The organism is Pedobacter insulae (assembly GCF_900113525.1).
Taxonomy (GTDB): domain Bacteria; phylum Bacteroidota; class Bacteroidia; order Sphingobacteriales; family Sphingobacteriaceae; genus Pedobacter; species Pedobacter insulae.
Map to the genome: position 1 here is coordinate 102,096 of NZ_FOPP01000001.1, position 12,240 is coordinate 114,335.

12 protein-coding genes are annotated in these 12,240 nt (G+C 38.5%); 9 read left to right on the forward strand and 3 right to left on the reverse strand.

Going from position 1 to position 12,240, the window contains the following annotated elements; genetic code table 11:
- The first annotated feature begins 1 nt into the window (after window position 1).
- From BM207_RS00495 to BM207_RS00515, 5 genes are read left to right on the forward strand one after another with little or no spacing between them, the layout of a single operon-like run.
- Window positions 2–742 carry a shikimate dehydrogenase family protein gene (locus BM207_RS00495; protein ID WP_090991600.1) on the forward strand — a complete coding sequence of 247 codons (741 nt, stop codon included), beginning with the start codon at window positions 2–4 and terminating at the stop codon, window positions 740–742.
- Between the two features lies 1 nt (window position 743).
- Entirely contained in the window at window positions 744–1,325 is a 582-nt protein-coding gene (gene gldD, locus BM207_RS00500) for a gliding motility lipoprotein GldD (protein ID WP_090991601.1), read from the forward strand.
- 13 nt (window positions 1,326–1,338) lie between these two features.
- A complete protein-coding gene (locus tag BM207_RS00505; RefSeq protein WP_090991602.1) occupies window positions 1,339–1,977 on the forward strand; it encodes an MBL fold metallo-hydrolase in 639 nt (212 codons plus the stop codon).
- Window positions 1,978–1,990: 13 nt separating this feature from the next.
- Window positions 1,991–3,223: an ABC transporter permease gene (locus BM207_RS00510; RefSeq protein WP_090991603.1), complete on the forward strand. Its 1,233-nt coding sequence runs from the start codon at window positions 1,991–1,993 to the stop codon at window positions 3,221–3,223.
- Window positions 3,224–3,225: 2 nt separating this feature from the next.
- On the forward strand, window positions 3,226–3,609 hold the full coding sequence (locus tag BM207_RS00515) for a hypothetical protein (protein ID WP_177217024.1): 384 nt from the start codon (window positions 3,226–3,228) through the stop codon (window positions 3,607–3,609).
- Window positions 3,610–3,611: 2 nt separating this feature from the next.
- Here the strand turns inward: BM207_RS00515 and BM207_RS00520 are convergent, their stop codons facing one another.
- Both BM207_RS00520 and mqnB read right to left on the reverse strand, forming a co-directional pair.
- Window positions 3,612–4,469, reverse strand: coding sequence for a menaquinone biosynthesis family protein (locus BM207_RS00520; RefSeq protein ID WP_090991604.1), 858 nt, complete (start codon window positions 4,467–4,469; stop codon window positions 3,612–3,614).
- Window positions 4,466–5,119: a futalosine hydrolase gene (gene mqnB / locus BM207_RS00525; RefSeq protein WP_245767993.1), complete on the reverse strand. Its 654-nt coding sequence runs from the start codon at window positions 5,117–5,119 to the stop codon at window positions 4,466–4,468. Before mqnB ends, BM207_RS00520 begins: the two co-directional genes overlap by 4 nt.
- A 107-nt stretch (window positions 5,120–5,226) precedes the next feature.
- Here mqnB and BM207_RS00530 point away from each other — a divergent pair, with 107 nt between their 5' ends.
- The 4 genes from BM207_RS00530 (at window position 5,227) to BM207_RS00545 (ending at window position 11,170) form a co-directional block, all read left to right on the forward strand.
- Window positions 5,227–5,637, forward strand: a complete 411-nt coding sequence (locus BM207_RS00530; protein WP_090991605.1) for a 6-pyruvoyl trahydropterin synthase family protein — start codon at window positions 5,227–5,229, stop codon at window positions 5,635–5,637.
- A 15-nt stretch (window positions 5,638–5,652) separates the two neighbouring features.
- Window positions 5,653–6,288 (forward strand): GTP cyclohydrolase I FolE, encoded by a 636-nt coding sequence (gene folE, locus BM207_RS00535; protein ID WP_090991606.1) that lies wholly within the window; start codon window positions 5,653–5,655, stop codon window positions 6,286–6,288.
- Between the two features lie 265 nt (window positions 6,289–6,553).
- A complete protein-coding gene (gene fabD, locus BM207_RS00540; RefSeq protein WP_090991607.1) occupies window positions 6,554–7,429 on the forward strand; it encodes an ACP S-malonyltransferase in 876 nt (291 codons plus the stop codon).
- Between the two features lie 12 nt (window positions 7,430–7,441).
- Window positions 7,442–11,170, forward strand: coding sequence for a sensor histidine kinase (locus BM207_RS00545; protein WP_245767994.1), 3,729 nt, complete (start codon window positions 7,442–7,444; stop codon window positions 11,168–11,170).
- On the opposite strand, the gene BM207_RS00550 is transcribed toward BM207_RS00545, so the two are convergent.
- A complete protein-coding gene (locus BM207_RS00550) occupies window positions 11,163–12,068 on the reverse strand; it encodes a hypothetical protein (protein ID WP_090991609.1) in 906 nt (301 codons plus the stop codon). The two genes, BM207_RS00545 and BM207_RS00550, sit on opposite strands and share 8 nt — an antisense overlap.
- Between the last annotated feature and the right edge of the window lie 172 nt (window positions 12,069–12,240).

Here is a 12,240-nt window from a genome sequence, read left to right on the forward strand (position 1 = left end):
AATGACATTCGGTTTAATCGGTTACCCGCTATCCCATTCATTTTCTAAGAAATTTTTTTCAGAGAAATTTAAAAACGAACAGATTTCCGACTGTGTCTATGAGCTATTTCCAATTGAATATGCCGGGTCGGTTTCTTCAATTGTTCAAGAGAATCCTTCTTTAAGGGGATTAAATGTAACGATACCCCATAAGGTGGCAGTCATGTCTTTACTTGATGAATTGGATAGTGCAGCAGCTGAAATCGGTGCGGTAAATTGTATTTCGGTTACACGCCAAAACGGAGAGGTTTTTTTAAAAGGATTTAACACGGATGCCTATGGATTTGCTGAGTCGTTAAAGCCCTTACTTGAACAGCAACATCAAAAAGCCCTAATATTTGGCGATGGGGGTGCCGCAAAGGCGGTAAAATATGTGCTGGGTCAGTTGGGTATCCCTTTTCTGGTGGTGGTACGCAAGCCAACTGCAAACGCTATATTATATGATGCAGTAACGACGGAGTTATTGAATGAGTATAAACTATTGATTAATACCACGCCGTTGGGAATGTCGCCAAATCAGGATTCTTTTCCACCTATACCTTATCAGGCATTATCGGAGGCACATTTGGCCTACGATCTGGTTTATAACCCAGAGGAAACAGTATTCCTCACTAAAGCAAAAGAGCAAGGGGCAAAAGTCAAAAATGGTTTGGAAATGTTGTATCTTCAGGCAGAACGCTCTTGGTATATATGGAATGCGTAGCATGAAGAGATTAATGGTTTTATGTTTATTGCTGGGCGTTATCGTCGGCTGTGGGGGCGAGCAGGTAAATACCCCTAAACCAAAAGGATACTTTCGGATTAAGTTTCCAGAAAAAAGTTATAGAACTTATATTTCTGATGCCCCATTTACATTTGATTATCCCGCCTATGCAACCATTACGAAAGATACAGATGCAGATGCCCGACCTTTTTGGAACAACCTGGATTTTCCACAGTTTAATGGGCGACTTCACCTAACTTACCATGGTGTTTTTTCGGAGCAAAACTATAACAAAATGACCGAAGCTGCCAGAACCCTCGCCATGAAGCATACCATTAAAGCGAGTGCCATAGATCAAAAATTGATTAATTACCCCGATAAAAAAGTGTACGGGATTTACTATGAAATTGAAGGAAATACTGCTTCGTCGGTGCAATTTTTTTTAACAGATAGCGCAAAGCATTACTTTAGAGGAGCCCTATATTTTAATGAAGCTCCACAGTACGACTCCATTCAACCGGTTATTAAATTTATTAAAAAAGATATAGACCGGATGATTGAAACGTTTAAGTGGAAGAACTAATATTTAACTTAAAATGATAAGCTTAAAAAAATTCACCTTCAACCCTTACCAGGAGAATACTTATGTTTTATATGATGAAAGCGGTGCTTGCGTAATCATTGATCCGGGGATGTATGATGGTGCCGAACAGAATGAATTGGTTGCTTTTATCAAATCGAATAATTTGAAGCCCGAGCGATTGCTCAATACGCATTGTCATATCGACCATGTACTGGGTAATAAGTTTGTATATGATAATTGGAGCTTAAAGCCCGAATTTCACCAAGGCGAACTTTATATTCTACAAGCGGTAGCAGGTTATGCCCCACAAATGGGAATGCACTATGAGCTTAGTCCGGAACCGGAACAATTTTTACCAGAAACCGGAACCATAACTTTTGGAAATAGTAGTTTGAACTTAATTTTTGCACCCGGACACTCGCCTGCACATTTGTGTTTTTATGCAGGCGAAGAGAATTTTTTAATCGGCGGAGATGTATTATTCTATCGCAGTATCGGGAGAACAGACTTGCCCGGCGGTAATCATCAACAGCTGATTACTAGCATCAAAGAAAGTGTTTTTCAATTACCAGATGATTGTGAGGTTTTTCCTGGGCACGGCCCTGCTACAACAATTGGTTTTGAGAAGATGAACAATCCTTTCTTGATTTAGTTATCTTTACCCTGTGAACACCGCATTTTACATAGCTAAACGCTACCTTTTTGCAAAAAAATCTACGAATGCCATTAATATTATTTCGGCAATTTCGGTATTAGGTGTTTTTGTGGGGACTGCCGCGTTAATAATTATCCTTTCAGTGTTCAATGGATTTGAGGATGTTGTGCTAAAAATGTTCAATACGATTACCCCACAACTGATTATTACGCCTGCCAAGGGTAAAACTTTCGAGCCTCGCACGGCTTATTTCCAAAAGTTAAAAACGAATAAGGACATTTATTCCTTTACCGAGGTCTTATCAGAAAATGCATTGGTATTAAATAACGATAAGAAATCTCCCGCATTGATAAAGGGGGTTAGCGAAGACTTTTTAAAGAATAAAAGCTTAGATAGCATCATGGTCGATGGCCAGTTTGTATTGGAAAATGAAGCAGGCCCGAATGCGGTAGTGGGTTCGGCACTCAATGCATCTCTAAATATTAATCCGAGCGACCCATTCAATAAACTGCAAATCTATTCCCCAAAAAAAGGGCTAAAGGCACCGTCTATTAATCCAATGGACGACTTTACCTCCTTTGCGATCTCGCCGGCAGGTATTTTTGAGATTCAACAGGATTTTGATAATGTGGTGATCGTACCGCTATCTTTTGCGAGAGAACTATTTCGAGAATCACATAAGGTATCTGCTATTGAAATTAATTTAAATGAAAATGTGGATGTAGAAGCGCTTAAAAAGAAGATGGAGCAGGCTTTAGGAGAATCGTTTGTCGTGAAGAACAGAATTCAACAAAATCAGGCTCTCTATAATGTATTGGGCTCAGAAAAATGGATGGTGTACATCATTTTAACGTTTATCGTAATTATCGCTATATTTAATATTATTGGTTCTTTAACCATGCTGGTGATAGAAAAATTGAAAGACATTTCCATTCTAAGTAGCTTGGGTGCCGGTAAAAAACTAATTAAACGCATATTTTTTGTTGAGGGACTAATGATTACTTTAACAGGCTGTATTTTTGGATTGATTGTGGGTTATGTTTTTTGCCTGCTACAACAGCAATATGGCTTGGTTAAAATGGGGGAGGCCACGCTGCTAACGACAAATGCTTACCCAATAGGGTTAAAATGGAGTGATTTTGTGCTGGTTTTTATAACTGTTAGCATATTTTCTGCTGTCGCCTCATCATTAGCAGCCAATTTAAGCGTTAAGAAGATAGATAAATTAAATCAAGACCTCTAGTTATGCTAAAAGAGAAAATAGGGATTTTTTCAGTTTTAATAGCCGCGCTTTTAATGTCGGCCTGTGCGGGTGATCAAAAGGAATCGAAAGACAAACCAAAAGTTCAGGTTGCAAAAGGCTTATATAGTTTCGGACCCGAGTTAAAATTATTTACTGTCTGCGAAAGTGGTAAGGAATATTGGGTAGCCGATAGTGCGAAAACACTGGAACTTGCCTATCAGAATTTAGCATTTGAAAAACCCTATTTGCCTGTTTATATTGAGGTAGAATACCACTTTATCAAGTCAGATACCTTAGCAAGTTCAGCTAACTACGACTCGACAATGGTGGTTACAAAATTGCTGAAAATTAGCAAGCAAATTCCGACCGGTCCTTGTGCGCAATAAGTTTACGCTCCCTCTACATAAATATGCTGGGTAAAGGGCGGAATAACGCCTTGTTGTTGTGCCATGCTGAATAATTTGTCGATGGCTGCTCTGCCATCCTTACCCAGGTTTACAGTGTGCTGGTTAACATATAATTCGATATGCTTGTACATAACCTCTTCACTCATGGCCTGCGCGTGTTTACGGATAAAGTCAATTCCGGATCCCGGATTTGCGAAGGCGTATTCCACCGATTTTCTAATTAATCGATCTACCTTTTGCTGTATAGCAAGATCGATTTTTCGATTAATAACTATTCCGCCCAAGGGAATAGCACAACCCGTTAATTGCTCCCAATAATCTCCAAGGTCTAAAATTTTAGCCAGGCCTTTTTCTTGATAGGTAAATCTATTTTCGTGTATAATTAAACCAACATCGATCTGATCATTTAGCAAAGCATACTCGATCTCACTAAATACCATTTCAGTTTTATCATGGAGCTGTGGGTAAGCAATGCTCAATAAAAAATTGGCAGTTGTGTATTTGCCGGGAATTCCGGCTCTTAGCTGGCAGCTTGCGGCCGACAATTGGCTTTTAAACTTTGCCAGGTTTTCCTGTTTGCAGATTAACAGCGGACCCACACCAAAACCTAGCGCACTACCTGCGTTTAGCAGTGCATATTGATCTACTACATGAGCAAATGCATTAAAACTAAGTTTGGTAATCGCTAATTCGCCCCGCATGGCTTTTTGGTTTAGCGTTTCTACATCATGATACGAAACGTCAAATGTTAAGCCTTCCGTGTCAATCTTATGGTGTATGAGTGCGTCAAAAATAAAGGTATCGTTCGGACAAGGGGAAAAACCTAAAGTAAGCTTCATTGTGCAAAATTAATATAATTGATTAACCATTCGTTTAAATTTTTTATGGCTAGTCCAATTTTCCAGGCTTCTTTATTTCTTTGTTCTACATAATTGGAAATACTTCGAACCTGTAAAACAGGGATGTTCATTTGCTGGCAAGCGTAAAATACTGCCGCACCTTCCATGCTTTCTGTCTGCACAGCGTGTTTTTGAAGCAAGTTGTGAATGGTTCGGATATTACCGTGGACGGTATTCACCGTAATTCCACTTACTGCCGGCAACTTTTTAATCAGCTCGATATTTGAGGTAAAACCAGAAGTAAAAGAACATTTGCCAAAACCAAGATCCTCTAGATTAAGGAAGCTTTCCCCATCTTCTGCACCCAGCTCCGAGAAAGTATCCGTCCTAATGTTTACCAGGCTTGCCAATGCAATATTTTTGTCGAAGCTTCCCGCAATCCCGACATTTAACACTAAACTATAATCGTTACTTAAGTGTTTCCCTAACGCAAAAGCAGTAGCTGTCATCCCCACGCCGGTAATAATAACGTCAAATAAAGTGCCTTGAACAAAATTTCCTTTTGCCCATTTAAAGTAGTCGAAAGTTTCGGCCAATTCCTCATATGTTGCCGCTACAATCAGGGTTTTTTCACGCATTGGTTCTTCCATTTCGCAAGCAATTTAACAAATAACCAATTAAAACACTCAACCAATTAATGCAATTAACCAGGTAACCAAATTAAACATTCCGTATATTTGTTTTTTATTTTTAAACAATGATTTATATCACACGTCGCGAGAGCTTTAATGCTGCGCATAAATTATCCAGAAGTGATTGGAGCCAAGATAAGAATACCGAAGTTTATGGCAAGTGCGCCAACCCTAACTGGCATGGGCATAACTATCAGTTATATGTAACTGTAAAGGGAGAAGTAAACCCGGAAACGGGGTTTTTAGTAGATTTGAAATGGCTAAAGCACTTGATCAATGTTCATGTGATCGATCAGGTTGATCATCGGAATTTAAACCTGGATGTAGATTTTATGAAAGGAATTCTGGCCTCTACTGAAAATTTGGCGATCGCCATCTGGAATATCTTAAGTCCTTATATAAATGAAAGTGGCGCACAATTACATTGTATAAAAATTTACGAAACGGAGAATAACTTTGTAGAGTACTTTGGTTAAAATATAAAATTATCCATGAAGAACGATAAATACGATCACGACGACGAAGTTTTGGGCTACCAAAAGATAGACCGCTATGATGATGAGAAGATCTCATCGGTTGCTCATCACTATAGAGACATTTTAGGCAAACTTGGCGAAAACCCAGAACGTGAAGGCTTACTTAAAACTCCAGAACGGGTGGCTAAGGCTCTCCAATATCTTACACATGGTTATGACATCCGTCCGGATGAAATTCTTCGTTCTGCTATGTTTAAAGAAGATTATAGTCAGATGGTGGTGGTTAAAGACATCGAGGTTTTCTCTATGTGCGAGCATCATATGCTACCTTTTTTTGGTAAAGCACACATTGCTTATATTCCAAATGGACATATAGTTGGGCTGAGCAAAATACCCCGTGTTGTGGATGCATTTGCACGAAGGTTACAAGTTCAGGAACGGTTAACAGATGAAATAAGAGATTGTTTACAGGATACCTTACTGCCAGCAGGTGTGGCGGTGGTTGTTGAATGTAAACATTTATGCATGGCTATGAGGGGTGTACAAAAGCAGAACTCTGTAACAACTACCTCGGCGTTTACCGGTGAGTTTTTAAAAAATGATAAAACCAGGGCCGAGTTTTTGAGGTTGATAACGGCAGATTTGCATTAGGGAGCCCGGTTATTGCGGGGCTTCCGTCATTGCGAGAACTCCCGTCATTGCGAGGCACGAAGCAATCTCATGACTAGATTGCTTCGTACCTCGCAATGACGGGTACAACGATTAAAATTAACCCAAAAAACCAAAGAACGAACAGCGAACAAACCGACCTAACAAACAATTAACAACTCAACACCTAAAACCAAACACCTAAAACCAGACACCCAAACAACCAAAAATCCAAATAACGAACAACCAACAACGAATAACCAACAATATGAAAGCATATATATTTCCAGGGCAAGGCGCTCAATTTTCAGGGATGGGCAAAGATCTTTATGAAAACCCATTAGCAAAAGATTTATTTGAAAAGGCAAATGAGATTATCGGTTTCCGAATTAGCGATATCATGTTTGGCGGTACGGATGAAGAACTTAAACAAACCAAAGTAACACAACCGGCTATATTTTTGCATTCTGTTATCTTAGCCAAAACGTTGGGAGAAGGTTTTAAGCCTGAAATGGTTGCCGGACACTCTTTGGGAGAGTTTTCAGCATTAGTGGCTGCCAACGCATTGAGTTTTGAAGATGGTTTAAAATTAGTTATCGCGAGAGCAAATGCGATGCAAAAGGCCTGTGAACTTCAGCCTTCTACCATGGCGGCGATTTTAGGCCTTGCTGATGAAGTTGTGGAAGAAGTTTGTGCGAGTATCAATGAAGTCGTAGTCCCAGCTAATTACAATTGTCCGGGCCAACTGGTTATCTCTGGCAGCATAGAAGGAATTGATATCGCCTGTGAAAAATTAACCGCTGCGGGTGCCAAAAGAGCACTAAAACTAAATGTTGGAGGAGCATTTCATTCCCCTTTGATGGAGCCTGCTAAAGTAGAATTACAGGACGCCATAGAAAAAACCACCATTTTAGTACCTGTTTGCCCAATTTATCAAAATGTAAATGCGGCCCCTACAACAGATCCGGCTACTATTAAGCAAAATTTAATTGCCCAATTAACCGGTGCAGTGAGGTGGACACAAACATCCACTAACATGATCGCAGACGGTGCTACAGATTTTGTGGAAGTTGGGCCTGGAAATGTATTACAGGGTTTAGTGAAGAAAGTGAGCAGAGAGGTGCAAACAAGTAGCGCGACTTAAAATTCATTAATTGTGAGTATAGGAGGTAAAATCAGGTTTTTGTTATTGATTTTTGGCATTTGCTGTATCATTACAGCATTGTCTCTAGATCATGCAATAACCAGAGCAGATCTTCTAACGCATGAAGCCAATCAATTACAAGAAAAACTCGCTTCGAAAGAGAGGACTGTCCAAAGTTTTCTGGCTGATCCTGCCCAACGCAATGCCGCTAAAAACTTTAACAAAAATGGGAATGATGCGCTAAAGTTTATAGATACCTATCGGGATCTTGGCATCAATATTTTAGTTTTCAAAGATAATGTACTCCAGTTCTGGAGTTCCTCTAAAGTATTGCCAGTTTTAAGCAGGATTAAAGAGGGTTCTTCTTTTTATGGGGCAAAAAACGGTTATTATGAACTTATCAAAAAAACGGAAGACCATTACACATTCCTTTTTGTCATCAGTTTAAAGACACAGTTTGTAATTGAGAACCAATACTTAAAGAACCAAATCGTACCCGAGCTATTTTCCAATAATAGCTTAGACCTGGCGGGATTTACAGATAAAGATACCAGGAATATTTTTAGCATCAATAAGGATTATTTATTCCAGGTTAAGCTTAAAGATTCTTATACTGGAGGAATTTATACCAACCTTCAATTATGGCTGTGGATTGTTGGCATACTAACCATTTTCTTATTCGTTAACTCTTATTGCACCTGGCTGGTAAACAAAGGATATGTGTTAACAGGAGTAGTCCTATTAACACTGTTTTTTGCCGCACTTCGGCTTTCTGATCTCTATTATGGATGGTTTAACCATCAATTCGACTTGGAGATCTTTAATCCGTCTATCTACGCTCAAAGTGATTTTTTGCCATCATTAGGCGATTTCCTATTGAATGTAATTGCGATCACCTGGGTGTCCTTATTCGCTTATACGCATAGAAAGAAATACAGTGTCCCAAATTGGATGGCCAAAAACGAAACCATTGGTATAATTTTTCACCTTTTCCTCCTGATTATTTTGGGTGGTATTGGTTTTTTAACAGATGAGGTATTTTTTGGACTGATAGACAACTCGAAAATAAACTTCGACATCACCAATATCATCAATCTTAGCTTTATCAGCTTTATCTGCATCATCATCTTATGCTTGGTTTGGTTCAACATTTTCTTAATAGCTAATATATTTATAGAGCTTAGCAAACTATTCAACGTAACCCATAAGCAAAGGGTAATCTTGTTTGCGGGAAGTTTAGCGGTTTATTTTATTTATAGATTATTAGGTGAATTCAACGTTTACTTTTTGGTCTATGCATTGTTTATTTTTATCCTTTGTTGGAACAATTATATTCAACAAAGGAAGTTTTATATTGGAGTTTACGTGCTGCTATTCTTCTGCATGGCTTTTTTATCCGCTCTGAAGTATGTTAAATATATCGACATTAAAGAGCGTTCAACCAGGGCGGGAATTGCACGAAAATTGATGCTAACCGACGAGCCAAAAGTAATTAGCTCAATCGCAGGTTTTGAAAATAGAATCTCTGCAGATAGCATGGTTGTCGATTATTTCCAGCACCCTGAAAAAACACAATCTTTACAGATCCACAACTATATCAATAAAAGTTATCTCGACGGTTATTTGTCGAGGTTCGAATATAAAATATTTGAATATAATCAGGACGGTCTAGCTTTAAGTAATGAAAATAGCATACCTTTAGGCAAGTACAGGGAATTGGTGCGCAGTGGCTCCATTAAGATCGAGAACTCAGACTATTTCTATCGAATCAATGATACTTTCGGGTTCCAAAAGTATTTTGGGATAATCCCCATTTCACATAGTGAAAATCTGATTGGTTTTATGGTGATCGAACTAACCTCACAATCTTATGACATCAATAGCCATTTCCCAGAATTGTTAATAGATGGGAAGTTAAAAAGTGATGAAGATTATAGCCTTTACTCTTTCGCGTTCTATAAAAATCATAAGCTCTATGGTCAATCTGGCAAGTACACCTACGAAACCGTTACCACGAGATTTGAAGGTGTTCGGGATAAGGTTATTTTTTTGAATGAGCATAATCCCGATTATAACTTCGCTATTTATAAACAAAATACGTCGAAGGTTATCGTAATCAGTAAGGAAAGAATGTCCTATACCATTCGGTTGGCAACCTTATCTTTTTTCTTTTTAGTATTTATTCTATTTAGCGGTATCCTGTATGGCCTATTATGGTTGTTCAACAATATCAATAACCAGAAATCGGGATGGTTCAATGTGAACCGGTACCTGATGATCAATGCTAATAAAATTCTGTATAGAACCCGCATTCAGGTAACCATCGTATTAGCGGTGGTTGCTACGTTGCTGATTGTCGGGTGGACAACTTTTTTTTATATCAAAAACGAGTATATGGGTCAGCAGGAAGATGAGATTAGAGAAAAAATCAGGAAAGTCCAGTTAGCTTACGAAAAGGAAATATTAACCCATGGTTTACGCAATGACGAGGAGGCGAGCTTTAAATTTAACCAGTTTGCAGATGTTAATGCGGCCTACTTGAACCTTTACGACGCCGAAGGAGACATTTACCTTACATCGCTACCAAAAATGTACGAGTATGGTATTTTAGGGCCAAAAATGGGGGCTAAGGCCATTACCACCATGCGTACTAACCTGAAATCAGAGTTTATCAATACTGGTGAAAAAATTGGCACCTTCACCTATGCCGCAGGATATGCACCCATTCGCAATGCGCAAAATCAGACAATCGCTTACATTGGCCTCCCTTACTATAGTAATGAATCTGATTATCAGGAAAAAATAGGCTTATTTATCAATACACTGATCAATATTTATGCGCTGGTATTCGTGTTAATCGGCGTTTTAGCAGTGTTCTTAGCTGACCAGATAACGCATCCTTTAACTTTCATTCAGGAGAGTTTTAAAAAAACCAAGCTCGGACAAACCAATCAGCCTATTGTATGGCATAGACAGGATGAAATTGGTTCCATGATCAAAGAATATAATAAAATGTTGACAGCCCTGGAAATGAGTGCGGTTAAATTGGCCCGATCAGAACGTGAAAGTGCTTGGCGTGAAATGGCTAAACAAGTTGCCCATGAGATTAAGAATCCGCTAACACCACTCAAATTGGGCGTTCAATTGTTAGAGAAATCATGGAGGGAGAAGGATCCTAACTTCGAAAAGAAATTTGCCAGTTTTAACAAGTCTTTTATCGAGCAAATCGACAGTTTAGCAACCATCGCTTCTGAATTTTCTAACTTTGCGAAGATGCCAGATACGAAGTTGGAAAATCTCAGACTAATTCCAATCATAGAACAAGCTATCCGTGTTTTTAACTCCATCGACAACGTTGAAATTAGCATGACTAATCAGGTAAAGGAAGATTTATTGGTGCTGGGGGATAAAGACCAGTTGTTAAGGACTTTCAATAATTTGTTGAAAAATGCAATTGAAGCTGCCGAGGGTAAAGAAAAAGGAGTGATTAGAATAAAAGTAATCAATGATCAGAAATTTGCGTTTGTTGAGGTCGAAGACAATGGAAAAGGTATTGAGGAAAACCTGCAGAATAAGATCTTTGTACCTAATTTTACAACAAAATCTTCTGGAACTGGTTTGGGTTTAGCTTTTGTGAAACAGGCTATTGAAAATGCGGGGGGTACTATTCATTTTGTTTCAGTTCCAAACGCCGGAACTACATTTTATTTGAGCTTCCCATTAGCGGGAGATCTTATTTAAGCGATATCTGGGCCTTTCCCATCTCAAACCCACCAGAATAGAGGATGATGAAATAGGTGCCTTTTAGAAATTCTTTGGGATTAGTCCAATCCATGTTATAAGCAGTATCGTCGTTATTGTAAGAAATCTGGATTTTACTACTGAATTGCATTTGTTGACTATTGGCTTCAAAAAAATCATTGTCATTGGCAATTAGGTTGCCAGCCGGATCAAATACCCTTAGGTAAATGGTTTTATAACCTTTTTCAGCTAGGTCATTGGATGCTACTGTGAAGGTAATCTGAAACTTGTTTGCCGTGCTGGCTTTGGTAACCAATACCGCTTTCCCATTGCTTCTTACTTTGTAAGCAGTGATGTCTATATTGCTTGTTTTTAGGGCTTCTGCAACTCTTACCTTGGCATTTAAATTTTCATTTTGTTTCTCGAGTTCTTCCGCCTTTTGCGTAATCACTACCGTTTTACTTTTTAAACTATCCCGCTCGGATTTTAAATAGGAGTTTTCCTTTTCTAAACGACCGATTTGATCATTGTAATTTTTTACAAATTCTTTTAAAGCGGCGATTTGCTTTTGGGCCTCGTCTAAATCACCTTGTGTTAATTTCCCTTTCTGTAAAGCAAGTTTTAAATCTGCAATCTTATCTCTCGCCAATTGTTGTTCCTCTTGCAGTCTCTCACTAAGTGTTACATTTAAGGAGTTAACCTTATCCAGTTCCGCTTCAATTTTTTCTACTTCAAGGTTTAGTCGGTCTTTTTCAGTGCTTACTGTTACAAAGCGACTGCTCTGCTGCTTATCTTTAAAATACAAATAGGCATTTATTCCTAAAAGGGCAGCGATAACAATGATTAAAAAATAGACTTTGTTTCGATCAACCTTATTTACGGGGTCTTGTTCTTGCATATTTTGAATAGTTTTTATTGAGCAAATTTACGCTCAATAATACAAATTTAGAAGCTTAATGCGCTATTATTGGAGCGCTAACTTAATATAAAAAACCGATAAGTGTAAAAAATGTCGCACTTTTGTATCAAATTTTTAAAAACCTCGTTAAATAGTAACGCTCAATCTGATA

Excerpts from the sequence above, each read along its gene's own strand:
- BM207_RS00495 (WP_090991600.1), top strand. The coding sequence starts at position 2 with ATGACATTCGGTTTAATCGGTTACCCGCTATCCCATTCATTTTCTAAG.
- gldD (WP_090991601.1), top strand. The coding sequence starts at position 744 with ATGAAGAGATTAATGGTTTTATGTTTATTGCTGGGCGTTATCGTCGGC.
- BM207_RS00505 (WP_090991602.1), top strand. The coding sequence starts at position 1,339 with ATGATAAGCTTAAAAAAATTCACCTTCAACCCTTACCAGGAGAATACT.
- BM207_RS00515 (WP_177217024.1), top strand. The coding sequence starts at position 3,226 with ATGCTAAAAGAGAAAATAGGGATTTTTTCAGTTTTAATAGCCGCGCTT.
- BM207_RS00520 (WP_090991604.1), bottom strand. The coding sequence starts at position 4,469 with ATGAAGCTTACTTTAGGTTTTTCCCCTTGTCCGAACGATACCTTTATT.
- mqnB (WP_245767993.1), bottom strand. The coding sequence starts at position 5,119 with ATGGAAGAACCAATGCGTGAAAAAACCCTGATTGTAGCGGCAACATAT.
- BM207_RS00530 (WP_090991605.1), top strand. The coding sequence starts at position 5,227 with ATGATTTATATCACACGTCGCGAGAGCTTTAATGCTGCGCATAAATTA.
- folE (WP_090991606.1), top strand. The coding sequence starts at position 5,653 with ATGAAGAACGATAAATACGATCACGACGACGAAGTTTTGGGCTACCAA.
- fabD (WP_090991607.1), top strand. The coding sequence starts at position 6,554 with ATGAAAGCATATATATTTCCAGGGCAAGGCGCTCAATTTTCAGGGATG.
- BM207_RS00550 (WP_090991609.1), bottom strand. The coding sequence starts at position 12,068 with ATGCAAGAACAAGACCCCGTAAATAAGGTTGATCGAAACAAAGTCTAT.